Below are 24,238 nucleotides of genomic sequence, written 5' to 3' on the forward strand. Positions count from 1 at the left end.
GGAGACCGTGGCTGGTGATGATCTGTCCGGCGATGTCGTGGAAGGCGTCGCGGGCGTGGTCGCCGGTGACGCGGCGGCCGAGGAGGCGTTCGGCGAGTTAGACGAGCAAGGTGATCAATCGGGCAGCACTGCGTAGGAAGGAGTCAGGTCGCCTCTCGTAGCTGGGACAAAAGCCGTCGGCTGTCAATGGTCAATGGATGTTCCTGCCCGAGCAGTTGCTGGCACGTCCACAAGAAGTCCGCCAGCTCTTTCCTGCAGAGAGGTGTGTTCGGCAGGCGCTCGTCCTCGGCTGTGGGGAGGCCGTCGGTGGCCATCAGCCTTGCCGGGTTACCGGGACCATGAACGTCTTCCCAACGAGTCAGGGCGTCAGTGAACGTCGCCAGGGCTGCGTCGTGTTCCTCCGCCCGTGCCTGCCAGTGAGCCAGGGAAAATCGCGAGCTGAGAACGTGGTGGTGGTCGGTTCCGAGCACGCGGGAGCGGTCATGTGTGGCGTGCTCGAGCAGTTCGACGGCCTGAGCTGCGTCGCCGACTTCGCCGACAAATCTCGCGCTCAGGCACCGGCTCCTCAAAATGTGCGGGTGATCGCTGCCCAGGGCTTCTTCCATATCGGTGATTAGACAGGTGGCGAGCTCAAGGGCTTTCCGTACCTCGCCGCCCAGCCAAAGATGGAAGCAGATCTGGTGGCGAACAGCTAGCGTACGGATGTGGTTTGGGCCGAGCGACTGCTCTGCTTCCCCCCGCAGGCGAGTGCTCAGGTCTGCCGCGCGACTTGGGTCACCGGCCATGCCAACGAAGTTGGCGAGCAACATCCGGCTCGTCAGCGTGTCGGTGTGGCCGCTTCCCAGGACTCGCTGCTGGTCAGAAACGAGGGACTCGAGCCTTGTTGCGGCCGCGGCGAACTCCGCGGTGTAGGAGGTCATCAGAGCGAGGTGGAACCGTGCACGGAGTGTACCTGGGTTGTCTGGTCCGATCGTCGCGATGCGGCGGGCGACGGCCTCCTCCAGCATTCGTTCGGCACCAGGTAGATCGCCCAACGAGCCAATCGCGTCGGCAAGCATGATGTCGGCGTCAGGAACGCTGCTGGCTGCAGCTTTGGTGAAGGCGGCGGCTGCTGCGGGGTATTGGATGTATCCGCGCGCAGCGGTGCCGATATCGAAGGCCTGGGCAGGGGTGGCGTGCTCGATGAGTCTGTGCCAGGTGGCGGGACTAATGGCGGCGTGGCCGGTGAGGTCGACGAGGTAGTCGAAGGCCAGGTAGTAGCCAGGTTGGCGGGTCGGTAGGAGCAGGCTGCTGGTGCCGTGACTGACGGTAGTTGCCCATGCTAGAGCGTCGTCCAAGGGTTCTGGACGCAATAGCGGTCCTTGCCGCCGAGCCAGGTGGTCCTCGGCAAGTTCGGCGAGCAGGCTGACTGGGACAGGTTCGTGGAGGCCTGCGCGGCGGCAGCCGACAGCCGCCGCCACGAGCGCCGCTCCGCGTGGATGGGCGCCGGCGCGCCAGGCGTTGCGCCAGTCTTGTGCCAGTTCGGGACCGGCGGCGAGGGCCTCCGCTAGGCCGAACTGTGGACAATGGCGTAGTGCCGTCCGGATCCGGGGGTCGTCGATGTAGTCCGCGGCGCGGCGCAGTTCGGCGTCGCTCCACTCGCGGCGAACGTCGATAACTTGCGCGAGTTCGAGGACTTCTCGCCCGGCCCGCCATGCTTCCTGACGCCCGTCGACAGTGTCCTGTTGCCGAACGCTGTAGCGATCGTGTTCCGCGGTGCGCATCGTGGCCAGTATCAGAACGTCTCGATCACCGTCGCCGAGCATTCTGGCGGTCATGGTCGCGGTCAGCCCGCCTGCGCCCAGGAAACGCTCCAGATCGTCCAGCCAGACCACGCACCGCCGCTGCCCTAGCGCTGTGGGAAGCACGGTGTCCAGGGAGGCCCGGGTACTGGGTGCGACAAGCACATGGTCGGGGAGTACCTCCCGCATCGCCTCGTACGCCGCGCGCGTCTTACCCGCGGTGGAGTCGCCTACGAGGAGGACGAAGCCGCCGCCGGCTAGCGCGGTGAGCAGCCGGGGCTGGAAGTCTCGTAGAACATACGGCGGGATTCGGTCATCAGGTTTATCGTTGCGCGCTCCGGCTGGGTGGACTCGCAGGAGGATCGGATCGTCCGCCTCGCATACGCGTCGTAGTCGGCCGGACAACACGTGTTCAGGCAGCGCTTCGCGCTGGGCGATGCGTCGCTCCACCAGCGCCCGTCCCCGTGCGCTGGCCACGCCATACACCGCCACCGCCAGCACCGACCCGATCGCAGCGGCAGCAGGACCCGACAACCATAAGATCGCAGCTCCGGTTCCGCCGGCGAGCACCACGGCACCGGTCACTAAGCCCCAGCCGCGCCACGCCCCTGCCCGCGTCATGCGCGCCTCCCCGAAAAGGTCACCCGGTGTCATCACCGTGGGCCCCACCTCGGCCGTACGGCTAGCCCGCATCCGGGTGACAGGCCACGGTTAGCGTTGGGTCGAGACCTCGGGCAACGCCGGCGGCGGCCTCCGGCCAGTGCTGGCCGGCCAGGCACTGCGAACCAATCCACCGTCGTCCACCCGTCCATCGTGCCAGCGTGCGCACGACATCGCGGCTGTCAGGCATGGTGCCAGCCTCACCATGCGGGTCCCAGCCTGAGTGGACGTGGGCTCGAACAAGCCCGCGAAATGGATGACCGAGATGGGTAAATGTCGGTGAGACGAAACAGCGTTAGTGAGGGTCTCTGACGTGGTGGTGTTCCTTGGTTACTAGGCGTCTGTGTTGTGCGGTTGCGGAGGGGGGAGCGACTTCATGCTGTTGGGCGTGAACTCCTGGAGTTCTCTGGGCCATCCTTTGCTGAAGTTCGCGCCGATGAAGTCAGGCGGGCGGAAGAAGGATGTGGCGGTGAAGCTGGTGGTGTCCAGAAATGCAGAATTGGCGAAGGACGGCGCATGGCGCTGGAATTCCGCGTGGTCGAATTGTGTCGAGCGGGTGAAGGTCGCTCCTGCGAAGGTGGGGCCAGACGCGAACGTTGTGCTGTTGAAACTTGCTTCTTTGTCGAACGTTGCTGTGTCGAAAACGGCTGTTTCCCCTTGGAAGCTGGCTCTGTCAAACTTGGCGTTGTGGCCGAACGTCGTGTGGTCGAACCATGCGACGCTGTGGAAAACGGTGGCAACGAAGTTCGCTGGGGCGGTGAACGTCGCATCGCTGAAACGGGCGTCGCGGTCAAATGTCGTGATGTCGAATCTGGCCGAGCCGACGAAGGTAGCTTTGTCGAACCTGGCCTGCGCGACGCGGCAATTGGTGAGCTTCCACTCGATCAGTGTGGCTCCGGTCAGGTCGAGGTCGATATCGGGCCAAAATGTGACGTCCGGGTTGTCCGAGCGGCTGTTGGGCCGGAGGTGCGTGGCGAGGATGCGTTGCGCCGCGAGGCGGACCTCTCGCTCTTGAACGCGTTCTTGGTAGTCCTGGAGCAGGGCGTTGAGGGTCTGACGATCGCGCTCGTCGTCGGCGGGTGGGTCGCCGGGGAGTGTGAAGGGCATGCGCAGGTAGGCGCAGATGACGTTGACCACCGTTTGTCTGAGGTGTGGTCGGTCGGGGTTGTCCTGGGCGAGGCGTTCGAAGGCGTAGAGGCCGCCGAGGCGAACAGGTGCTTTGTCCGATCCGAGCTGTTCGGACGCTTTCGTGTACAGCTCGGTGACGCGGCGTGCCGCGGCGTCCTCGGCCGTGGTTTGCGCTACCTGCTCCTGGAGTTCGAGGGCGCGTTCGCGGTTGTCCAGGTCGGCCTCGGTCGCGCGTTGGCGGCGTAGCGCCAGGTACAGGCCGAAGGCGCCGCCCAACCCGATACCGATGCTCAGCCCGACCTTGATCGCATCGAGTCGTGCTGATGCGAGGTCTTTGCCACTCAGGCCCGGGGTGGTGAACAGGAGCATCGCGATCGTCGCCGATGCCGCGAGCAGCAGGCCGAGCATGAATCCGAGGAGGATCTTCCACCACGCGATCGGTTCGAGGACCGGCCTTGCGATGGGGGTACCGCCTTGAGGAGGCAACGGTTTCCAGGTCACGGGGGCATAGTCTTCCGATCGTTGCATGTTGTGACAACAACCCCCGGGGCGCGGCCGGCGGCCGCGGTCGAAGTCAGGCCGGTGTAGGGGTGAGGCTCGCAGGGGCACGGGGCTGGCTGCCGTGGGGCCCTCGACGTTCAGGCACCCCGCGGCAGCGCTGGCCTGGTGCGGCGGCAACAGCACCGCCGTCCTCGCACATCGGCGTGCTGTACGCGGCGACCGCCGCGTACAGCTGCCGTGCGCCGTCACACATCCAGGTGTTCTCGTGCTTCGGCGGCCGTGCGCGGAACACGTCATTTCGGCCGGTGGCACAGGTTGTGCAGCGGGTGACGTTCGGCCGTTACAAAGTGTCCGGTACCGAACAGAACCTAGATTGACCCTGGCGTAGAGGTGGCTGGAGCGGAGCGCATACTCCGGGCATGCCCGCTGTGCCCGCTCCTGACCCGATCGCAGGCGGCGACTATGTCGTGCGGTCTGCGGTGCGGCATGGGCGGTGCCTCAATGGGCACGACCTCGACGTCGCCGGGCGCGGCAGCGACTGGAATCAGGCGTTGGATCTGCCGACTGGCCGTTGCGAATTGTGTGTCCGGCTGAGCCTTCCTCGGGCGGAGTGGCTCGAAGTCGATCTCCGGCCGCGGGACGGAATGTCGGCGACGTCGGCCGGGCTGCACCTGGCCGTGCGGCCTCCGTTCGCGCGCGCCGGGATCGAGCAGATCATGCTGCAGCTACGGGATGTCACCATCGCCGATCTCGACATGCAGATGTGCAGTGCCTGCAAGGTCGGGGTCGTGGAACAAGTCCGCGTCGACCACGCCTACTTGCGGCGGGGTATCGGAACCGTTCTGCTGCACGCGGCGCTGGTCCGCGGGCGCGGCTACCGGTGGTCGACCACCACGATCGCGGACACCGCGGCGGCGACGGCCTTCTGGGCCTCCCAGCACCTGCCCCCGGGCATGGTCCTCGGCGACCCGAAACGGTGCCCTGACATGCTGGCTGCCGACGAGTCTGCCGTGTGACGTGCTGCCTGAGTCTCAGCCCTGGTGGACCTTCTGAGAATGTGGTGATCCGGCGAGGCGTTGCGGGAGCGTGAGCTCAGGCTGCGGTTAGTGGACACGAGTCCGCGAAGGGGGGCGGCCGATCTGCCCCCGGGCGGATGGGGTTCTCGATAGGGGAGCGGCTGCCGCGCTACCGTGCCGGTTTCTCACAGCCACGGTCACCTCAACCGGAAAGAGATGTCTCATGCCGCATGACAGGACCTTCACGGCGCGGGTCGGTGACCATGCCATCGCCGACGTCACGGTGTCGCTCAACGTCATCGCCGTCCCCGACGAGCGGATGCATCTTCCCGGTGCTGAGTCCGGAATCGCCATCGAGCTGGCTGCGATGCAGCACCTGCTCGATCTCGTCGTAGACCGGGAGGTCAGTCCTGAGCAGGCACGCGATCTGCTGCATGATCTCGGCAGGAAGCTTCACGCGTCGAACCGGGAACTGCGCCATGCGGAGGAGGTCGACAGAATGGCCTGGGAGGGCTGATGTCGATTAGCGATGCCGCACATCGCTGTCACTGTCCTGGATGGTGCATCCCCCTTCCGGACGGTCACCGACCGAGCCATAGAGGCAGCTGGGTGTGGCATGTGATGGTGCAGGCCACGGGGGTGGCACACCACTGTCCGTCGGCGCCCGGCGCCGGCTGGTCGTCGCGAGCGGAAACGGCTTGCTCACCGCGAGAATGGTCAAAGAACCGGCCAGGGGAGGCCGTGGCCGGTGATGATCTGTCCGGCGATGTCGTGGAAGGCGTCGCGGGCGTGGTCGCCGGTGACGCGGCGGCCGAGGAGGCGTTCGGCGAGTTCGTCGACGGGCCAGGTGACCAGCTGGCCGTGGCGGCCGAGCAGCAAACCGACCCGCCGGATCCGATACAGGTCGGCGGTGTCGAGCCACGCGTAGAGCAGTACTTGCCAGAGCCAGCGTCCGACTTTGCTGGTGTCGCGGACGCTGACGACGGTTTTGACGTCGAGCAGTGTTCCGCCGTGGGTGTCGATGCCGTGGTCGGGGTCGATCGCGCCGAGGAGGAGGTCGGCGTCGGCCCAATGGGGCACGATGGTCGGCCCGGCGATCCCGAGCGGTGTGCCGGGTGCGGGGTTGCCGGCGAGTTTCCGGAGTTCCCACAGGGTTCCGCGGTCATGCAGGTGCCGCGCGAGGGCGACCAGTTCGTCGACCTGGCGCTGCTCGACCAGGCCGCGCAGTTGGTCGGCGGTCGGGCGTCCGGCGTCGAAGAGCCTGGCCAGGCGGTCGTCGATGAGCCCGCTGCGGTACACGTCCTCGCAGCCGGTCAGTAGCCAGCACAGGCGGGCCAGTCCGGCTTCGGCGCCGGGGGAGCCGAGGGTCCCGGCCGGGGCGTGGCGGGCCAGGTAGGTGCGGCCGCGCTCGAGGAAGTCCGCCCATGCCGCCTCGGCGGCCGGGTTTCCCGGCAGGCGCGGTTCGCGGACACCGCCGAGATCGAGCCAGGACGCGGCGGCCGGTCGGAGATGCAGCGCTCGGGCGCGGTGGTCGCCGGTGAGGCCCCGGTGGCTGGGGTAGCGCGCGGCTTGATCGTGCGCCCAGGCCGGGGACGCCCACTTGGCCTGGATCAGCCCGAGTAGCGCGTAGTACGGCGGTGCGGGCTGTACGAGGTCCGCGACACGTTGCCCGAACGCTCCGCCGACTTCGGCCCACCATCGGGCCGGGACCTGTCCGGAGGGCCGGATGGGGCGGACCTCCCGCACGGCGGACGCGATCTGCTCGACCACCGACGTCGTCCCGGCGAACGTTCGCTCGCACCACGCGGCGAGCGGGCTTCGGGGGCTGGCGAGTTCACTGGTCAGGGACACGATGTGACCACCGCACGTCGGGTCGCCGGGCACGGCACGGACACGACGGCCACCGCACGCAGCGCGCTGCGGCCGGTTCGCTCGCTGCGGAGGTTACGACAGCCCTCTGCGTGTGCCATGCCCAGAGCAACGTTCATGCCCACCGTCTATCACGCCGGTCCGACATTCGGGGAACCACGAAACATCTCGGCGCTCCTGGCCGATGGGTGGGGGCCGGGCGGCAGACGCCTCCACTTGGCAATTGCGTGTCGCTCTGATGCCAGTCAGATCGTGGACGACCGGGCTCTGCGCTGGTCGATGAGTTCGCCCCGCACTGCCGCTGAGCGATGCTGCTTCCGCCGAGTCTCCGGAGGACGGCGCCGTGCTGCCGACGTCGTTCTTCGGCACCGGGGTTGGCGTTGTCGGCCGCGACTCGGGAATCCGGGAGCTTCACGCACCTGGCCCGTAGACGCGACTCGTCGTGTACGTCTCGGGCCGGTCACGAGGGTGCGGTACGGTCGGAAAGGCTGCCGCACGTCGCTGCCGGCTTCCGAGATGTCCCCTTCCCACGCAAGGACGCGGACGTCGACGAGGACAAGGGTCGATACTCGCCCTGGAGGCGAGGTTGGGGACTCACGTGCAGTTCGGCATCCTTCGGACAACGGTCGATCGTGCCGGTCGGCGGCGTGGGCTCCGGCCGTGGAGAGGCGATCATGACCAAGAACGCCGGCAGCAAGCGCCGCCATCACCTGAAGGCCCGTGGCGGTGACGATTCCAACAGTCACGTCCGCAATCAGCGCAGCGGCCCGTGGCGCGAGAACGATCCGGCCAGCACAGGGAACGTCGGCGGGTTCCGGCCGGGTCTGTCGCGGAAAGATCTCGAGCGTGGCCTGGGCATGGCCGAGAAGGACTTCCGCTCGACCGACCTCTACCGCCGGGCCGAGGCCTACGCCCTCGCCTCCCGGCTGTACGACGAGCTGGCCAGGCATACCGACGATCCGACCTGGAAGCACGCCGCGCGCATGGCCGGGCAGCGCCACGCTATCGAAGCCGCCCGTATCCGCTGGCAGCACAACATCCCCACCATTACCCCCGGCACTCAGGCAGCGCTGCTCGGATTGGGCCTGTGCCACTCGTGTGGGCGCCCCTGGCAGGCCGGGCTGGAAGGCGCCTGCCCGGTCTGCCCGCGACTGCGGCACGGTGCGACACCGGTGTCGGTCGAGGAGGCCGAGCGGTTCGGGCCGGGCACCGAGGTCGACCTCGTGGCGCTCCTCGCCGCGCGGCTGCACCGCAGCGAGGATGGCTGACCGGGCCTCGTCAGTCGCCGCTGGGCCTTCCTCTCGGCGATGCGCGAGTTGGCGGCGCCGCGGGCATGGTGGTGTGTGACGCGCAGATGACGGGGAGAGGGGATGCCATCGTGGAAACTCCGGGCGTATTGGGCGCGAGGTCATCCGACTTGGTCTGGTATGCCAGTTATGGCTCGAACATGAACGCCGTCCGGTTCGGCTGCTATCTCGCCGGCGGAGTTCCGGACGGCGGCACCCGGCTCTATCCGGGGTGCCGTGATCCGCGGCAGCCGGTGGATTCATGCGGCTGCGAACTGCCCGGCGGGATTTATTTTGCGACCATGTCGTCGGTGTGGGGCGGTGGCCGCGCGTTCTACGATCCCGGGCTGCCGGGGGCGGCGTTCGCACGCGCCTACCTGATCACCTTGGAGCAGTTCGCCGATGTCGTGGCTCAGGAGATGTACCGCGAGCCCGGTGACGACCTCGATCTCGCGTCGGTGCTGGCGGACGGTGTGGCCGCGCTCGGCCCTGGCCGTTACGAGACTCTGCTGCGCGTCGGCAGTCTCGACGGGTATCCCGTTCTGACTTTCACCGCCCCTTGGGCCGCCGACGAGGTTGCCCCTGTCGCGCCGTCCGCGGCATACCTGCGGATGCTCGCCACGGGACTGTGCGACGCCCACGGCTGGACCCTGGCCCGGTCAGTGGAATACCTCACCGCGCTCTCCGGCGCGCACGGTACCTGGACCCCGCAGGCACTCCTGGCTGCGGTCGGCCAGCACGACACCCCGGCGACCACCCTGCCGAACTGAGCACCGGGCGCGCGCCGGTAGCTCCGTCACGGACCTTGCGCAGAGAACGACCACACGTGATGCATCGCCGATCGGTCTCGGCGGCCGGCGCGTGCGTTGCGCCCACGTGGACGAGTGCGTGCGATACCAGGCAAGGCCTGGCCAGTGCCTCATTCGATGGCTGTGGGAGCGGCGTGCTCACGGTGGGCTCTGCGGGACACGTTTCCGGGGCATGGAGAACTCAAAGGGGCTTTGGGCGGCGGCGAGGCGGTGAACCCGCCGAGATGGTGTTGACGATGCTCGGAGTACTGCTGATGGGGCTGCTGCCAGGTGTCATCCGGCAGCCACGCTGGTGTATTGGGCGCGCTGACGGTGGTGTTCTCGCCCGTGATCGCCGCCTTTACTGCACGCGGGCGGTGCTGCCACATCTCGATGAGGGTCTCCAGAGACACCGCGTCGGAGTAGTCCGCGCTGGCGATATGCGCTGCCCAGGAATGGAGCAGCAACTGCACCGCGTCGGGTGCAGGCTCCGACGCGGCAGGCCTGGTCATACTGGAGGTATCGCTGAACTGTCGCGAAACGCAACAAAGCTGTGGAATCTCACGTCGATGCAGGCAAGTTCGGCCGGCCCCCTTGTACCGTGGCCGTGTGTGGCGGTCGAACGTCGGGCTGCCTGTCGCAGCGACTGATGACACCGTGGGCGACACGTCGCTGGTGCTACCCGCCCCTAACAGGTGGCGATGGCACGATCGGGGGGACGCTGCAGGTCCCGCGCACAGGAAGTCACGTCAGTCCGATGAGTCAGCCAGTCGCCGAACCCAGCCCGGTACCGGGCATCATCGCCGCCGAGTTGCAGAGCACTGCGCGTGGCAGTGGTGGGGGATGGGCGGGGCAGATCCGCTCGTGGCCGGGCAAGGTCGTCCCGGGCAACGACCGGCAGATCACCGCGGCGGTCTTGACGCTGATCGGGAACGCTCGCTGGCCGCGGGACCAGGCCCGGGAGCTGACCGCGTTGTTCGCTCCGCTGTATCGGGCGGGCTGGTGCAATGAGGCGATCGTGCGGATGCTGGACACCGACCCGGACGGAACCCGGCAGCCGCCGTGGCTGGTCGATCGCGACACACCGACGATCGGGCCGCTGAAGATCTATCTCGCGCGGCGGCTGCACGCTTGGATCCCGGTCGATCCTGATGCGCAGGGCGACACGCGCGACATCACCCGCCTCCCTTCCGACCTGCCTGATCCGCCCATCGCGGGAACCACCTTCCGATCGTGGGCCGAGCGGATGCGCCTCGTCTACGGCGACGCGGAACGCCGTGCACCAGCCACGCCCGCGGCCGGGAGTGCCGGGCCGGATCGCCGGCACGGCCGCGGTGGTCAGGCGACTCCACTGGAGCGGCGACGGGAGGCAGTGCGACGACGGCAGCGCGCGCTCGGTGCCTTGTGGGAGCGGGGCGAACGCGAACGGTATGAGAACGATCCGGCCATCACCGCGGACACCGCGCTCCTGCTCGACCCAGGCGTCTACGACGCGGCGGTGATCGCGGCACGCACCGGCGATCGTGCGCAGATCGCGCGACTTCGCCGTGCGGTCCGGCTCGCCCGTCTCGACGCCGCCGCCCAGCCGGGGCAGGACGTCGGCGCGGGCAGGGCCGCGGAGATCCGGCAGCTGGCCCAGACGATCACCCGGCGCGACGGCAGCGTGATCCCGTTGGGAAGCCTGGCGCTGCTCCTGGCCGATATGGCATAGCCGTTGCCGGTGACGGCACGAGTCGTTGGTTCTTCGGCGGCTGACGTTGTCCGGCACGTCGCCGATCGGGAAAGCTCCTGTCGTCCACGCGGCCGCGACGTAGCTGTCCACCGCGAGCTGCCCGTGTTCGCGGCGGGCACCACGCGGAGGAAGGTCGTGGTCGGACAACCTGAGCCCGTCCGCCCTTCGCCCCTTCTCCTCCAAGGAGGTGGGGCGCGACGCCATGACCGCGATCGCTGCACCTAGGTTCGTCCCCGCCTGGCCGCCTCAGTCTTCCCGGCGACTCGTCGCGCCGTCGTGGGGTTCCTCCAATGGAGCACCCCCTACCTGCGGGCGGCAGACCCTGCTTGCGAGGGCAGGCGCCTTTCCGCTCGCGCAGCCGGGCTGTGGTCACAGGGGTGGCATCGGCACATCGCGTGACGGGTTACCCACGCTTGATCGAGCGGGCATCGCGTTCGGTGCCGACTCGGCGCCCAAAGCGCCGTTCGACGGCCCCAACGCTCACGTTGACCTGCGAGGAGGCCGGTCACCGGGCTGTGGTAATTCGTCACGCGATCCGGTGAGGCCCGGGGTGTCGTCGGTGTGGTGCCTGGAGTGTGGCGTTACGAATTTCCCGACAGTGATCACGCGATGCGGGAGGCGGCGTTCATGGGACGACAGGCGCGGTCTGTGCGTGCGGAGCCAGGCGACGATCGTGTGCTCCGGTTGACGTGCGGGCGGTGCGGTCTGGGCTGGAACCAGCGTCGTGGGCGCGGACCGCGGCCGCGGTGGTGTTCGGATGTGTGCAAGCAAGCCGCCTACCGCGAACGTCACGGGGAACGGATCGCCGCCGCCCGTCGTGCCGCGTACGCGGCCGAACGCCGGCGTGTACGGCTGGCGTGGTTTCACGAGCAGTACGAACAGATCGGTCCGCGCCGCATCATGAAGCTGGAGACGGCGGAGTATCTGTTGTGGGAGTTGTCAGACCGCGACGACGAGGTGTGGTCGGATCCGAGACGTGTCTATAGGCGGGCTGCTCGTCGGTGGCATCCCGATGTCGCCGACGGCGATGAGATCACCTTCAAACTGCTGGAAGCGTGCCGTCAGGTGCTCAAAGACAAGCATCCAGATTGGCGGTAACGCGGACAACGTCTTCGTCGATGCGCTGCGGTCAGCTCGGCAGCGATGAGACGACCTTGTGCGATGGAACCGCGCGTCGATCCAGCTGGGATTGGGCGATGACGTTGTCCGCGAGAAGTGCTCGCCTGTGTTGCGGTCTGCGACGCCGTCGTCTCATGTGGACGGTGTCGCCGGGGACGCCGGCGAGATGTGGTTGTCTGGTGTGGGGTTATCGATTCCTCGGGTGCGGCAGACCGCCGACATGCGGTGGAGTACTTGCCGGATGGTGAGGCGGCTGGTGTCGATCTCGATGGCGTCGTTCGCTGGGGTCAGGGGTGCGATCGTTCTGGTCATGTCGGCGAGATCGCGGCGCCTGACGTCGGCCAGGACTATGTCGTAGGTGTGGCCGGGTTCTTGGCGGACTCGTCGGGCCGCCCGGATCTCGGTGGTCGCGGTCAAATAGAACTTGACGGGGGCTGCGGGGAAGACCGCGGTGCCGATGTCGCGCCCTTCGATGATGCAGCGCCGGTGCTGGGCCGCCCACTGGTGGATGAGGGCGGTGATGTGGCGGCGCACGTCCGGCATGCGCGCCACCACCGGTACAGCGGCTGTGACATCCGGAGATCGGAGTGCCAGCGGCGTGTACCGGGCGGAGGCCAGGACACTGCCTGAGTCGCCGTCCGCGAACAGCTCGTCGCACAGGTTCCCGATCGCGTCGGGGTCGTCGACGGGACGGCGTCGGCGTAGCGCTTCGCAGGCGATGACGCGGAAGGCTTTGCCGCTCTCGAGGTAGTCGAGGCCGAAGGTGCGGGCCAGGACGAGGCTGGTGGTGGTCTTGCCGGCGGCGGCCGGACCGTCGACCGCGATAACCATGGCTGGTGTGGTGTCGTGCATGGTTCTCCTTCGGGGTGTGCCGAACCCGACGGACGTCGATGCCGGGCGGCGTGGTGATGGGTACGCGGGGCCGCCGCGCACGTCGTTGTTGTCGCCGGAGCGCGGTGAGGTCGTCGCGTGCGCTGCCTGGGAGACGGGCGTTGGGTGCGGGCCCTGGGCGCACCGTGCTGCATGACAGCGGTTCGCCGGTTGGCTCTATCGAGCGTCACGTCCAGGTGGCGTAGCGGGCAGGCACTCTCGCTGTGGCCCGCTGTCGTCGATGTGGCGTTCCCACCGTGCGAACAGGGCTGTGGCACAGGACGGCGAGCAGGGCCGGTGTTCATCACGGCCAGCGGGCCAGTCGGCGATGAAGACTGCGATGTGCCGGTTCATCGGTTGTGCGCAGACGGTGCAGACGCCACCGAGCGTGTCAACGCGGGTTGACTCTCCGGTCGGTGGCGGGTGGCGACTTTCCGCAGGCGGAACGTTTCCGCGCCGGGTGATACGGAAGACCGCCGTTGAATGGGTCGGGCACAGGTTGAGCCACCGTATCCCGGCTGGGGTGTCGATGCGGTGCGCGGTCCGGGCGGGCTCCCCGCAGAGGCGGCACGGCCGGTCTTCGGGGCGCTCGTCCGCAGACTGGTAACGCGGCGGAACGTTCACGTTCGGGTCGGTCGGCAGATCAGTGCCGTCGGCTCTGCAGCGTTGGAGGAACTCGATCAGCTCGGTGTCGGTCATCGCGTGGTGCCTCAGGCCATCTCGACCACGCTGGTGGCGGAGGCGATGTCCGCGCCGCCACCGGCGAGCGTGGACAGACCGACGTCGAAGGACAGGGTGGAGCCGCGGCCGGTGGCGAACAGTGCGGTCACGATGACGAGCACGACGCGTACGCCGAGCGCGATCCTGCGGAGCGGGGAGAGCATGATCAGTCCTTTCCTGGTCGGGTCTCGGTGCCCGGTGTCGTGGTGGGGGTGTTGCGGTAGAGCGGTCCGAACGGCCGACCGGCCTGGTCGGGGTCGGTGTTGAACGATCGAGCAGGCGGGTCGCCGTCGCCCTGTTCCTCCGGCTCCGGAACCGGTGGATAGATGCGCTCGAACGTGGTCTGTGAACGGCGCTCGGCGTCGACGATGTACCAGGCCAGAATCCCGCCGGCGATCACGACCAGGACGAGGCAGACGGACACCAGCACGACGACGATCGTGAGCACCAGATCGAGCAGGGTCATCCGTCATCCCCCTCACCGATGACGAACGCGGAGGCGATGCGGGCCGACCAGGTGTGAGGCCGGGCATGATGCCTTCTTGAACGTGACTCCGGGCCGACGGCGACAGCACAGACGGACCCGGTGTGATCACGCGGTCGTCCTGCGCGCACCGTCTCCGCGGTCGCGTCGCCGCGTACCCGGGGCTCCTCGTCGTTCATGCGGCGAGGCATGCCTGACCACTATCCACAGAGGACAGCTCAGGGAACTGAAGCCTGAATGAGAACCGTTTGTGGCTGTTGACGGTTTCCTCGGGCTCGTGGATGAGCACACTGTCCGGCACGAGCATCGCTGCGGCGCGCGGGTTGAGCACGGCGGCGTCGATCTGGGTGGGCGGCCGCCCGTTCGGGGCGGGAAAGTTGGTCGGTGTGTAGTCGTTCGCGAGTTCGCCGGCGTGGCTGAACCCGACTCCGCCGACACGGCGGCCGGGCTTTCTCCGTCGCCACGCGTGCCGCCAGTCGCGGCGCCCCGGTCGCCAGCGGCCGCAGAGGTAGTCCAGCGCGCGGGTGTCGTAGGGATGTTTGCCGGGCACCGGAATGCCGTCGGGGAACAGCATGCGGGGCGCGTAGTGGCAGAGCTCGTCGAAATGCTCGGGGTAGGTGTCGGGTTCGAATCGTGGTCCGGAGGGGTGGCCGAACCAGTCGCCGAGGACGACGGTCGGTGTCGCCGCCTGGGCGCCGTAGGGGCGGAACGGTGTCACGTCGTGCCGGCGCTGGTCGCCGTCGGGGTGCCCGTGGAAGCCGAAGAGGTTGAACTTCTGGTCAGGACTGTCGCGGGGGGACAGCAGGGCTCGGTTGCGGTTGCGTTCGAGGAAGCCGGGTTCCCGGCCGCTGTGCCATTCGTGCTTGTGGACTTTCGCTGCGTCGTACAGCAGCGCGGGCGGGATCTCACCCCAGTCGTTCGGGAGGCTGCCGGGGCGGATCACGTAGCTGCGGTCGCGGAAGGTGGTGTTCAGCGCGACCTCGGCCTGGCTGGTTCCTTTGCCGCCGAAGAAACGCCAGAAGTTCGCCTCGCCGATGATTCCCGCGTCGGGTGTGCGGTCGTCGGCGCCCAGCAGTTCCACCAGGGCGTCCATGACGTAGACGGCGGATTGATCATGCTCCGCGCCGCCGAGGTCGAAGTTGACGTAAGTGAGATCCAGCATCAGCATGGTTTCGGTGTTTCCCTGGTCAGGTAGGGGATGCGGTCACCGCGGCGGCGTGAACATCAGGGTGAGTGGCTCGTGTGCTGTGGCCTGAGATGGCAGCCGGTGGTCATGGTGAGCACCGCGTTGCGGAAGGCGTAGAAGCTGAGGACCGCGCCGTCGTCGACCAGGGTGATCGGGTAGTTGCCCGGCTGGTCCGACGTCATACCGCTGCGGTGGAAACCCTGCGCGGAGGCCATCGCTGCGACCAGGTCGCCCGCGACTGTCCATCGTGGATGCGTGAGGTCGTCGGACGCGGTATACCACGGCGGCAGAGGTCACGTGTTCGCCGCCGATGGCGGTGAATTCCGGGCACAGCTTGTGGGCGGGGAGTTCTCACGCATCCCGGCGCCGCGGTCCCACGGTCCCAGCGCAGCTGTGCGGAGAGCGCGCCGCGTAAGCCGGTGAGGAGCAGGCCGTGACGAGTGCCGCCGCGGTAGGCAGCAGACAGCCCGCGACCACGGCTCCTACACGCGGTAGGTACGGGTGGGGCATCTATTCCGCTCCCTCACTGTGACGGGGGACCACGCGCAGACTGGCCGGTTCGTCCGGGACCAGCGGGGCAAGCCGGCAGGGCTGGTTCGGTGTGTTCTCGTGGCCGCACGCGCCGAAGAGCAGGCAGTGGGAGACCTCGTGCGGGGAGACCAAGCGGGCCTGGTCTTCTAGGTCGCGCAGCACCGTGGTGAAGATCGGAGCGTGCACGCCGATGTGGAGTGGGACGCTGCGGTGGCGGTCGCAGCCGATCACCGTCCCGCAGGAGGTGAAGCAGGCGAACCAGTACCCGTCGCGGCGGACGAGTTCCACTTCGAGTTCCTGCAGGTCGTTGTCCAGCGCCGGGACGCGACGATCGTCGCCGCTGAGTCCACTGTGGAAGCTTGCGGGGTAGTCGAGAATCGCGGTGGTGTAGGAATCGCGGTCGACGATCCGCCAGCCGCGTCGGCGGAGGTAGGTGGCCAGCGGGTCGACGGTTCCGACGTCAGGGGGCGGCTGCCGGCGGCGGGTGTTGAGGCCGGTGTCGACGATGGCCAGGAGTCGGTTGTGCATGGTGTGGAACATGGGTGTGGCCTTCGTGATGGAGTGGGGAGCGGGCTGTGGTTCGGTGCTGGCCGGACAGATTGCAGGCTGTGGCGCGGACTCCGCGACGTCAGCCGCAGCTGTCAGTCCGCTGGTTCTCGACGACCGCGCGGCACCACGGCAGGCTTGGACCTGCCGTGGTGCCGCAGGCGGTCCGTCGGACCGCACATGATGCTTGAGTTCCCGCAGGGGCTAAGAGCGTGTCTTACGTGGCGATCGGTCGCTGATGCGCGATGATCTTTGCCGTGGTTGATCGGTTGTCGTTGCGGTTGGTGCCGGATGAGCTGTGGAATCTGGTTGAGCCGTTGATCCCGGTGTTCGAGCCGCGTCCGCAGGGCGGCGGCACTGCCCCGGTGGACGCTCGTGCGGTGTTCACGGCGATTGTGTACGTGCTGACCAGCGGTTGTGCGTGGCGGGATCTGCCACCGTCGTTCGGGGTGCCGTTCCAGACCGCGCACCGCCGCTTCGGCCAGTGGACCCAAGCCGGTCTGTGGCGGAACTTGCACCACGCACTCTTGGACGAACTCGGCAGCCAGGGCCACATCGACTGGAGCCGCGCGATCGTGGACGGAGCCTGCGTACGCTCGAAAAAGGGGGATCTCTGACCGGTCCCAGCCCGGTCGACCGCGGCAAACCCGGCTCGAAGATCCACGCCCTGTCCGACCGCGCCGGGCTGCCGCTCACCGTCGCGGTCTCCGCCGCCAACACCCACGACAGCCACGCACTCAAGCCACTGGTGAAGGCGATCCCGGCGATCCGCTCCCGTCGTGGTCCGCGGCGTCGCAAGCCGGCCAAATTGCACGCCGACAAGGCCTACGATCAGCCCGACCTGCGACGCTGGGTCCGCGATCGCGGCATCAAGGTCCGCATCGCCCGCAAAGGCATCGAATCCAAAGACAAGCTCGGCAAACACCGCTGGGTGATCGAACGAACCATGGCCTGGTTCACCGGATACCGGCGCCTGACCCTGCGCTACGAACGCAAAGCCGAACACTTCCTCGCCTTCCTCATCCTCGGAGCCAGCCTCACCTGCCACAAGAAACTCCGCAAACTCACCACGTGAGACAAGCTCTAAGCGGGTTCGGGTTCGTACCAGCCGTCGAGGTGCTCGGCCAGGAACCGTTCCGCCGTGGCGTAGAACTTCAGCCTGTTTTCGGGTATCTGCAGTCCGTGGCCTTCGCCGTGGAACAGCAGGTACTCGGGAGGTACGCCGTTGTCCCGCAGCGCGGCGACGATCTGGTCGCTCTCGGATTGCGGGACCCGGGGGTCGTTGGCTCCCTGCGCGATCAACATCGGGATCGTCATGTGGGAGGCGTACGAGAGCGGCGATCGCCTTTTCAGGAAGTCGGGCTCGGTGTCCGGGTTGCCCACCTGCCTGTAGATCTCGGGGATCAGCGGCGTCAAGTGCGGGGGTAGCGCACGCAGGAGCGTCTCGAGGTTGCTCGGCCCGCACAGGGAGATGGCGCACCGAAACACCTCGGGGGTGAACGCCGCGGCGGCCAGGGCCGCGTATCCGCCGTAGGAGGCGCCGTAGATGCCGATTCTGTCCGGGTCCGCATACCCGGCTTCGACGGCGAAGGTGAGGCCGTCCAGGAGGTCGGTGTGCATCTTGGCGCCCCATTCGCGGTTACCGGCGGCGGTGAACGCCGTGCCGTAGCCGGTCGAGCCGCGGAAGTTGACTTGGATGCAGAGGTAGCCACGGTCGGCCAGCCACTGCGCTTCCGTGTTCAGCCGCCATGTGTCCCGCGACCACGGCCCACCGTGCACCAGGAGCACGGTCGGCAGCTTCTCCGCGTTCCCAGCCGGGAACGTCAGGTATCCGTGGATCTCCAGGCCATCGCGAGCAGTGAAGGAGAACGGCTTGACGTCCTTCAGCCTGGTGGCGAGACGGGGGCGGTCATGGAACAGAAACCGTGCTCGGCTGGTGGCCCGGTCGTACACGTAGCTGGCGGTCGGTCCGTCGGCATGGGCGTAGGAAACGACCCAGGTGGCGTTCGCGCGGTCGGCGGAGACGACGTGAAGGTCTCCGTCATCGACCTCGGCGAGCGTGTCCAGGTCGCGCTTGATCTCGGGGACCAGAGCCTGCGTGTGCAAGCGCTCACGCTGGACCGACACCATAACCGGCAGTCTCGTCGAGACGTCGGTGAGGACCGAACTGACGTCGTAGATCGGGTCTTCGACGACGACCTCGTGCTCGCCGGATTCGACGTCGATCCACACCAACCGCGTTGCGTTGGCGTCCGCTGATGTCTTCACGAGCAGCCGGCGACCGTGCCGGTCGAACCCGACCGGCACGGTGCTCAGAGCGTCGATCGGGTCGACCGTCAGCAAGGGGCGCCACTCGCCGTCGACCTCGCGCACCATGATCGTCCGGCCGCCATCCTGATTGGACCGGAGGCCGGCCCGCACGTCCAGCTGGCTGTCGGCCACCAAACCGAGAAGCCCCGGATTGTCGAGGACCTTGACCAGTTCGCCGGTCGCCACGTACAGGTCGTAGACATCGTGCAGCTGGGGATTGGTCTGGTTCAGTCCGACCAGCACTCGGTCGGTGATCTGCAGGTCCCAGGCAAGCAGAACTGCTTTGACACCGTCGAACGGTGTCAGGTCCCGGACGTCGCCGCTGCGCACCGATACCGCGTAGAGGTGCGAGTTTTCGTCGCCGCCCTGATCCCGGAGGTAGAGGAGGTGTTCGCTGTCCGGTGCCCACATGTAATCGCGGATGCCTCGGTCGCGATCGGCCGTGACTGGCCGGGCGTCTTCGTCGGTGTCGGCTTGCCTCACCCACAGGTTGAGCACGCCCTCGTGTGGGGCGACCCATGCCAGCCACCGGCCATCTGGCGAGATCGACGGCGTCATGTGCTCAGGATTGCCGAACAGCTCGGCACGCGGAATGACGCTTCCTGCACCCAACTTCGGGTGCTGGGCTGTACTGGTCACGCTACGAATTCCTCCATCTTGGTTGGAAACTTGGTCTGCGTCGGCTGGCGATACACGTCGCGGTTGTTGTTGGCCGCCAAGGCCATATCGGGAGGGGATCTGGCCGAACCCGGCCCGGCGAGCGTGTCGGGTGTGGTGATCGGCTCGGACCGGGCACGCCAGGCCCCGGTCGAATCGGCGTGGCGGCTAGTCACAGCCGACGTCTGCCAGGGCTTCACGCGTCGCACGGTCGCGCGGGACGACGCCGAGCCCCCAGATCTCCGCACGGGCCAGGGACGGCCAGTGCTGGCCTGTTCTGGTAAACCGCAGTAGCCCGCCCTGGGACCCGGTGATGGTCACGGTGTCGGAGGTGAGGGCGAGGGCGGCGCCAGGGCCGGTGTACTCGGTTCCAGACAGACATCCGCCGCGGTAGTCGCGGATCCCGGCCCAGGTGTCCGGGACGAAACCGGTGTCCGCGGGCGCGCCGAGATCGATCAGCATGACCGCCACCAACAACGGGATCACGGCTGCGCCTCCACGGATCCAGGGCTGGCGGCGGAACGTCGACCCCACCATCCGGCCCAGGACAGCCCCGGCGACTCCCGCGACCGCGAGCGAACCGAACCACAGCGGCATCCGCTGGTAGAGCTCGCCGCTCCAGATCGCGAGGCCGGCGCCGAGGGCGATCGCGCCGCCCCACCACACCGTGTCCACGAGAAGGCCCAGACCGTGCTGGTGGTCGCAGAAGCCTCGGTGCACGAGGAGATCGGTGCGTGGCACGACTGTCCGCCGCCGGCGGACGGCGCGGTTGGAGCGACGTACCCGGCGAGCAGCCCGGGTACGGACGCGACCTGCCGTGAGCGGCCGAAGCCGGGTCCCGCGGTGTCGCCGGACTCCGGGCGGCGCGGTGCCGAGCTGATCGGATTCGTTCATTCCGTAGCTCCTTCGGGGTGTGTGCCCATCACTGACGCCGGAGTGTTCGGTGCGCCCGCCGATCCGTGTGCGTGGTGCCGGCAGGACTGGCGTGCGGGCCCGGATCCGGTGGGCTGCATGGTTTTTCTCCTTCTCGGTAGCGGAAACGCGGGCGCCGTGGTCATGCGGGTGGGGTGTCGGCGACGCGGGGGCTGCGGTCGCGTTCCTCGAGAGCGGCGAGCTGGGCACGGGCCTGGCGGGCGAGCAGATCGGCGGCGTCGAGGCCGTAGTGCCAGGCGATGCTGTCGGCCACGGCCGCGGTGAGGACTTGGTGGCCGGAGAGGGTTTTGGCGATCGTGGTGCGGTTGTAGCCGAGCGTGTCGGCGAACGCGCCGCGGTTGAGTCCGGTGGCGGTGTGGACGGCGCGGAGCACCTCGACCGCCGAGGCCGATTCGTCGATGTCGACGCGGAGCGGATGCTGGTGTGCCGCCGGTGCGGATCCGGCGGGGATGGCGGTCTGTTCCCGCCGGGCTGTGGCGGCGGCCAGCTCGGCGTGGTCCTGCAGGGTCAGCAGGGCGAGCGCGTCGCAGTCGTAGCGTCGTGCGACGGCGTGGGCGAGTTCCGGGGTGACGCGTGCTCGGCTGTTCAGGACCTGGTCAAGTTGCGAGCTGGGGTATCCGATCGATTCCGCGAAGCTCTCGCGGGTCTCGCCGCTGTCGGCGAGGACGCCGGCCAGCATGTCGCGGGCGGCGGCGCGAACGGAAGCACGCGCACTGCGGGGTGTGCCGGATGGCGGGGTGGTCGTGGAGGGGACCCGGCCGACCGCGGCGAGGGTGAAGGGCGGGCACAGGTGCCGGGTGGTGTCCGGGCCGGGCCAGCAGGCCTGGCTGGTGATCTCGTCGTGCGGGACGAGTTCCAAGTCGGTCAGCCAGTCGGCGAACGTGGCCGGGCTACACGCGCGGGGGTGCGGGGGAACGCAGCGTTCATACGCGCGGCACCAGCGGTGGGTGTCCTCGTGCAGCTCAGCGCGTGCGGAGGGTGGGAGTGCGGGCTGCAGCGGCTGGTTGGTGAGGTGGGTGATCGCGATCCAGCTGCCAGGCGGTAGCCGTGTCGTGAGCCGGTGGATGATCGACCGCGGGGAGCGGCGATGCTCGAGGTAGTGCAGGAGGTCGACCAGCAGGACACAGACCGGCCGGTCGAGGTCGAGGATCTGGGCCTTGCTGAGGTCGCTGAGCATCGTGTCGACCGCGAAGCAGTTCCCGCGCACCGCGTGCGCTGACAGGTGTCCGCGGCGGGGGGATCGGCCGAGCCAAGCGTGGTTGTGGTCGTGGACGTCGGTGTCGTGGTCGACGAGCACCAGCCTCGGCGTGCTGCCCGTGGACCGCGTGGCGGCGAGCGCCCGGTAGGTGGCGCTGCCGTCGGCGAATCCGCATCCCAGGTCCAGGAACTGCGTGATGCCCTCGGCGAGCGCGTCCTCGACGACACGCGCGGTGAAGCTGTCGCGTTCCTTGACCGCCACGGCCGCGGCCGGGGAGATCCGCAGCAGCTCAGCGGCCAGCAGCCGGTCTCGCGGGGAGGCGAGCGTGCCGCCGCGGAGCGCGTCGTCGACCCGGGCGGGGTGCGGTCGTTGTCCGCACGGGGCGGGCAGAGAGCCCCACTGCTTCTGGTTGCTGGCGCGCTGAACAGGCGTGTGGAGCCCTTTGCAGCATGTGACCGGCCGAGGACAGGGGCCGCCCCAGTGGGGCACTTGTTCGTCTCGCCACTGCGGGATGGCCGGAATCATGACCGGTGTCCCGTGGTCACACGCGGTTCGCGCTCGCTGCGATCAGGAACACAGCCGACAGCGGCGAGGGTGTAGGGGGCCTGGGGGAGGCGGGTGGTGTCCGTGGCGGGCCAGCAACCGGTGGTGGTGATGCCGGGTGTGAGGAGGTCCAGGTCGGCGATCCGGCGGGCGAATTCGTTGCGTCTGCTGGCGTGTGGGTGTGGCGGGACGCACCGTGTCATGGCTCTGCACCAGCGGTCGGTGTCGCGGCGGAAGGCGGCCCGGGCACTGGGATTGTCCAGTGTGGACGGTGCCTGGTTGGTGAGGTGGTTGACCGCGACCCAGCTGCCGGGCGGGAGGCGTTTCACCAGGCGGCGGATCACCGAGCGCGGGTCGTTCGCGGGGTCGAGGTAGTACAGGAGGTCGACCAGCAGCACGCAGAGCCGCCGGGACCGGTCCAGTGCGCCGCTGCGGTGCAGGGACGTGAGCATGGGGCCGATGGCGAACGCGTTGGCGTGGATGAGGGTCCGCGGCCGGGTCATCAGAACCGGGTCGTCGGTGAGATCGCACAGATTGTGGCTGTCGACGTGCGGATCGTGATCGACGTGCACGATCGTCGCCTCGGGATGCTCGACGACGGCGGCGTGTGCCGCGCTGGTGGCGATGTGCCCGGATCCCAGGTCCAGGAACTGGGTGATGCCGTCGGCCAGCGCGTGCCGGATGACGCGGGTGGTGAACGTGTCGCTGTCGTCCAGGGCTTGCCGGGAGCGGGGAGCGATCCGGGCGAGTTCGTCCGCGAGCCGCCGGTCGCATTCGGTCGCCAGGTACGTGTCCGGGTCGCGGAGCACGGCGCCGACACGGGCAGGGTGCGGATGGCACCGGCACACGACCGGGGTTTCCGCCCATCGGCGTTGCATGCGGACCAGGTCCTCGCCGGAGGAGGGCGCCGGGCAGTCCGGGCCGGAGGCGGCGCAAGCGTCTGGCCAGTAGGGCCCGCGGCCCTCGATGAACGGGACGGTCTCGGCGGTCACGTGGCCTCGCCCACGAGCCCCGCGATCACCTGTGCGGACACCGACATCGGCACCAGGCTGAGGCGGGGGAGCGGCACTGTCAGCTGCCGGCTTCCGGAAAAGCGAGTACAACACTGATCCTTTGATACGGGAATGGTGAATCGTGGTTTCGAGAATGAGAGGGAATGACGGTGCGTCCCGCATCGCCGTAGGCGGTTCGTGGTGGATGGGCGTGGAAGGCGGATCGGTGACCGTCCGAACCGGTCGGCCACCGATCCGCCACTCTGTCAACCCGCGAGCGTCAGATCCGTCTGCGTCAGATCGGCCTGCGTGACCTGTGTCTGCGCATCACGCTCGTGCATAGTGCGGATGATCCACAGCAGGAATCGCGGTTCCGCGACCTGCGTGTAGATCGTCGAGGAGACGCAGGCCTGCGTGTGCGAGCGTGACCCGAGTCCGGTGAGGACCCAGGTCCGCCCGTACCGCTGCAACGCTCCGCCGCCGGAGTCCCCGGCACACGCGGTGCCTCCGCCCGGGGCAGTGCCCAGGCAGATCTCGCCGCGCCCGATTCCCGCTGGGGCACAGTCGTCCTTCGGGGTGATCGGCACGTCGAGCTGCCGCAGCCACGTCGGTGCCGGCGCACCCCAGTGAGCCGGATCCGGGTCGGTCACACCCCACCCGATGATCCGGGTTTGCCTGCCCGCCTGGGGATAGGCGAGTTTCGCGGGCTTGACCTGCCATCCCGGGACCGGGTGGTCCAGCTGGATCAGTGCCAGATCCCAGATGTAGCCGTCACCGTCCGGCACGCCCCACTCCCAGTGTTTCGGGAGCGAGATCGACGTGACCCGGCGGACGGCTCCGCCGGAGTGCCGGTTGGTCGACCCGATCCGCAGGGTGTACTGGGACGGGTCCTGCGGTTCCGCCTGCGTACCCACTCCGGCCTGCCGCGGGGGCGGTGCCTGCTGGAACGCACGCCACGCCAGCTCGCCAGCCCGGTCCGCGCGTTGCGGCGCCAGAGACATGATGGACAGGCAATGCGCGGCCGTGACAACGAACTCGGGGTGGATCAGCGCACCGTTGCAGGTGTGCCAGTCCTTCACGCCGTTCTTCAGCAGCTGGATCGACCCGGCGCCGGCGTAGGCCTGCGGGGCGAGTTCGCCGCGGACGATCATCGGCGACACATCGTCGCCTCCGGTGGCGACCTGGCTGGTGGTGCTGGCGGGTACGGCCGTGGCCGCACCGTGGTTCCCGCCGTCGGCGGCAGCGACCGGCGCGGCGCCGAGGCCGGTGGCGAACAACGCCGCCAGGGCGGCCACGGCGACGCGCAACCCGCCACGGCGGCGGGTTCTCGAACTTGATGCTGTCACTGTTTCCCTTCTCTGATAGTGCATCTTGACGCTCTCCGCGGG

The 24,238-nt window shown here is 68.3% G+C and carries 23 protein-coding genes; 8 read left to right on the top strand and 15 right to left on the bottom strand.

Going from position 1 to position 24,238, the window contains the following annotated elements:
* Positions 1-7: 7 nt before the first annotated feature.
* Positions 8-136, top strand: coding sequence for a hypothetical protein (locus tag NQK81_RS01835; protein WP_257486743.1), 129 nt, complete (start codon positions 8-10; stop codon positions 134-136).
* A 7-nt stretch (positions 137-143) separates the two neighbouring features.
* Here the strand turns inward: NQK81_RS01835 and NQK81_RS01840 are convergent, their stop codons facing one another.
* Both NQK81_RS01840 and NQK81_RS01845 read right to left on the bottom strand, forming a co-directional pair.
* Entirely contained in the window at positions 144-2,402 is a 2,259-nt protein-coding gene (locus tag NQK81_RS01840) for a tetratricopeptide repeat protein (RefSeq protein WP_257486744.1), read from the bottom strand.
* 372 nt (positions 2,403-2,774) lie between these two features.
* Entirely contained in the window at positions 2,775-4,070 is a 1,296-nt protein-coding gene (locus tag NQK81_RS01845) for a pentapeptide repeat-containing protein (RefSeq protein WP_257486745.1), read from the bottom strand.
* Between the two features lie 419 nt (positions 4,071-4,489).
* Between NQK81_RS01845 and NQK81_RS01850 the strand changes: the two genes are divergently transcribed.
* Entirely contained in the window at positions 4,490-5,086 is a 597-nt protein-coding gene (locus NQK81_RS01850; protein WP_257486746.1) for a hypothetical protein, read from the top strand.
* A 223-nt stretch (positions 5,087-5,309) separates the two neighbouring features.
* Positions 5,310-5,603 (top strand): hypothetical protein, encoded by a 294-nt coding sequence (locus NQK81_RS01855; RefSeq protein WP_257486747.1) that lies wholly within the window; start codon positions 5,310-5,312, stop codon positions 5,601-5,603.
* Between the two features lie 200 nt (positions 5,604-5,803).
* On the opposite strand, the gene NQK81_RS01860 is transcribed toward NQK81_RS01855, so the two are convergent.
* Positions 5,804-6,937: a hypothetical protein gene (locus tag NQK81_RS01860; protein WP_257486748.1), complete on the bottom strand. Its 1,134-nt coding sequence runs from the start codon at positions 6,935-6,937 to the stop codon at positions 5,804-5,806.
* Positions 6,938-7,629: 692 nt separating this feature from the next.
* Here NQK81_RS01860 and NQK81_RS01865 point away from each other — a divergent pair.
* Positions 7,630-8,223, top strand: coding sequence for a hypothetical protein (locus tag NQK81_RS01865; RefSeq protein WP_257486749.1), 594 nt, complete (start codon positions 7,630-7,632; stop codon positions 8,221-8,223).
* A gap of 179 nt (positions 8,224-8,402) precedes the next feature.
* Positions 8,403-9,011, top strand: coding sequence for a histone deacetylase (locus NQK81_RS01870; RefSeq protein WP_257486750.1), 609 nt, complete (start codon positions 8,403-8,405; stop codon positions 9,009-9,011).
* Positions 9,012-9,160: 149 nt separating this feature from the next.
* On the opposite strand, the gene NQK81_RS01875 is transcribed toward NQK81_RS01870, so the two are convergent.
* A complete protein-coding gene (locus NQK81_RS01875; RefSeq protein ID WP_257486751.1) occupies positions 9,161-9,502 on the bottom strand; it encodes a hypothetical protein in 342 nt (113 codons plus the stop codon).
* Positions 9,503-9,786: 284 nt separating this feature from the next.
* Here NQK81_RS01875 and NQK81_RS01880 point away from each other — a divergent pair, with 284 nt between their 5' ends.
* Together NQK81_RS01880 and NQK81_RS01885 are read left to right on the top strand one after the other, a co-directional pair.
* Positions 9,787-10,740: a hypothetical protein gene (locus NQK81_RS01880; protein WP_257486752.1), complete on the top strand. Its 954-nt coding sequence runs from the start codon at positions 9,787-9,789 to the stop codon at positions 10,738-10,740.
* A 780-nt stretch (positions 10,741-11,520) separates the two neighbouring features.
* A complete protein-coding gene (locus NQK81_RS01885; RefSeq protein ID WP_257486753.1) occupies positions 11,521-11,859 on the top strand; it encodes a hypothetical protein in 339 nt (112 codons plus the stop codon).
* Positions 11,860-12,012: 153 nt separating this feature from the next.
* Here the strand turns inward: NQK81_RS01885 and cmk are convergent, their stop codons facing one another.
* The 6 genes from cmk to NQK81_RS01915 form a co-directional block, all read right to left on the bottom strand.
* The gene (gene cmk / locus NQK81_RS01890; RefSeq protein ID WP_257486754.1) at positions 12,013-12,732 is read right to left on the bottom strand and encodes a (d)CMP kinase; all 720 of its coding nucleotides are present in this window, start codon (positions 12,730-12,732) and stop codon (positions 12,013-12,015) included.
* 728 nt (positions 12,733-13,460) lie between these two features.
* Complete coding sequence (locus NQK81_RS01895; RefSeq protein ID WP_257486755.1) at positions 13,461-13,634, bottom strand: hypothetical protein; 174 nt, start codon at positions 13,632-13,634, stop codon at positions 13,461-13,463.
* Between the two features lie 2 nt (positions 13,635-13,636).
* Positions 13,637-13,936: a hypothetical protein gene (locus tag NQK81_RS01900; RefSeq protein ID WP_257486756.1), complete on the bottom strand. Its 300-nt coding sequence runs from the start codon at positions 13,934-13,936 to the stop codon at positions 13,637-13,639.
* A 193-nt stretch (positions 13,937-14,129) separates the two neighbouring features.
* A complete protein-coding gene (locus NQK81_RS01905) occupies positions 14,130-15,122 on the bottom strand; it encodes a hypothetical protein (protein WP_257486757.1) in 993 nt (330 codons plus the stop codon).
* Between the two features lie 56 nt (positions 15,123-15,178).
* Positions 15,179-15,355 carry an LppA family lipoprotein gene (locus tag NQK81_RS01910; RefSeq protein ID WP_257486758.1) on the bottom strand — a complete coding sequence of 59 codons (177 nt, stop codon included), beginning with the start codon at positions 15,353-15,355 and terminating at the stop codon, positions 15,179-15,181.
* Between the two features lie 295 nt (positions 15,356-15,650).
* Entirely contained in the window at positions 15,651-16,199 is a 549-nt protein-coding gene (locus tag NQK81_RS01915) for a hypothetical protein (RefSeq protein ID WP_257486759.1), read from the bottom strand.
* A 263-nt stretch (positions 16,200-16,462) separates the two neighbouring features.
* On the opposite strand from NQK81_RS01915, the gene NQK81_RS01920 reads away from it, so the two are divergent.
* Positions 16,463-17,292 (top strand): IS5 family transposase gene (locus NQK81_RS01920; RefSeq protein ID WP_371878847.1). Its coding sequence is split into 2 segments (ribosomal slippage): positions 16,463-16,814 and positions 16,814-17,292, totalling 831 coding nucleotides; the frame shifts between segments, so codons are not numbered across the junction.
* A gap of 8 nt (positions 17,293-17,300) precedes the next feature.
* Here the strand turns inward: NQK81_RS01920 and NQK81_RS01925 are convergent.
* The 5 genes from NQK81_RS01925 to NQK81_RS01945 all read right to left on the bottom strand — a co-directional run bounded on the left by NQK81_RS01925 (position 17,301) and on the right by NQK81_RS01945 (position 24,196).
* On the bottom strand, positions 17,301-19,166 hold the full coding sequence (locus tag NQK81_RS01925) for a S9 family peptidase (protein ID WP_257486760.1): 1,866 nt from the start codon (positions 19,164-19,166) through the stop codon (positions 17,301-17,303).
* 186 nt (positions 19,167-19,352) lie between these two features.
* Entirely contained in the window at positions 19,353-19,925 is a 573-nt protein-coding gene (locus tag NQK81_RS01930) for a hypothetical protein (protein ID WP_257486761.1), read from the bottom strand.
* A 313-nt stretch (positions 19,926-20,238) separates the two neighbouring features.
* Entirely contained in the window at positions 20,239-21,840 is a 1,602-nt protein-coding gene (locus NQK81_RS01935) for an SAM-dependent methyltransferase (protein ID WP_257486762.1), read from the bottom strand.
* Positions 21,837-22,850 (bottom strand): SAM-dependent methyltransferase, encoded by a 1,014-nt coding sequence (locus NQK81_RS01940; RefSeq protein ID WP_257486763.1) that lies wholly within the window; start codon positions 22,848-22,850, stop codon positions 21,837-21,839. Before NQK81_RS01940 ends, NQK81_RS01935 begins: the two co-directional genes overlap by 4 nt.
* Positions 22,851-23,116: 266 nt before the next feature.
* A complete protein-coding gene (locus NQK81_RS01945) occupies positions 23,117-24,196 on the bottom strand; it encodes a S1 family peptidase (protein ID WP_257486764.1) in 1,080 nt (359 codons plus the stop codon).
* Positions 24,197-24,238 lie beyond the last annotated feature (42 nt).

Source organism: Amycolatopsis roodepoortensis (genome assembly GCF_024628825.1).
Taxonomy (GTDB): domain Bacteria; phylum Actinomycetota; class Actinomycetes; order Mycobacteriales; family Pseudonocardiaceae; genus Amycolatopsis; species Amycolatopsis roodepoortensis.

Excerpts from the sequence above, each read along its gene's own strand:
- NQK81_RS01840 (WP_257486744.1), bottom strand. The coding sequence starts at position 2,402 with ATGACGCGGGCAGGGGCGTGGCGCGGCTGGGGCTTAGTGACCGGTGCC.
- NQK81_RS01850 (WP_257486746.1), top strand. The coding sequence starts at position 4,490 with ATGCCCGCTGTGCCCGCTCCTGACCCGATCGCAGGCGGCGACTATGTC.
- NQK81_RS01855 (WP_257486747.1), top strand. The coding sequence starts at position 5,310 with ATGCCGCATGACAGGACCTTCACGGCGCGGGTCGGTGACCATGCCATC.
- NQK81_RS01865 (WP_257486749.1), top strand. The coding sequence starts at position 7,630 with ATGACCAAGAACGCCGGCAGCAAGCGCCGCCATCACCTGAAGGCCCGT.
- NQK81_RS01870 (WP_257486750.1), top strand. The coding sequence starts at position 8,403 with ATGAACGCCGTCCGGTTCGGCTGCTATCTCGCCGGCGGAGTTCCGGAC.
- NQK81_RS01880 (WP_257486752.1), top strand. The coding sequence starts at position 9,787 with ATGAGTCAGCCAGTCGCCGAACCCAGCCCGGTACCGGGCATCATCGCC.
- cmk (WP_257486754.1), bottom strand. The coding sequence starts at position 12,732 with ATGCACGACACCACACCAGCCATGGTTATCGCGGTCGACGGTCCGGCC.
- NQK81_RS01895 (WP_257486755.1), bottom strand. The coding sequence starts at position 13,634 with ATGCTCTCCCCGCTCCGCAGGATCGCGCTCGGCGTACGCGTCGTGCTC.
- NQK81_RS01900 (WP_257486756.1), bottom strand. The coding sequence starts at position 13,936 with ATGACCCTGCTCGATCTGGTGCTCACGATCGTCGTCGTGCTGGTGTCC.
- NQK81_RS01905 (WP_257486757.1), bottom strand. The coding sequence starts at position 15,122 with ATGCTGATGCTGGATCTCACTTACGTCAACTTCGACCTCGGCGGCGCG.
- NQK81_RS01910 (WP_257486758.1), bottom strand. The coding sequence starts at position 15,355 with ATGGCCTCCGCGCAGGGTTTCCACCGCAGCGGTATGACGTCGGACCAG.
- NQK81_RS01915 (WP_257486759.1), bottom strand. The coding sequence starts at position 16,199 with ATGCACAACCGACTCCTGGCCATCGTCGACACCGGCCTCAACACCCGC.
- NQK81_RS01935 (WP_257486762.1), bottom strand. The coding sequence starts at position 21,840 with ATGATTCCGGCCATCCCGCAGTGGCGAGACGAACAAGTGCCCCACTGG.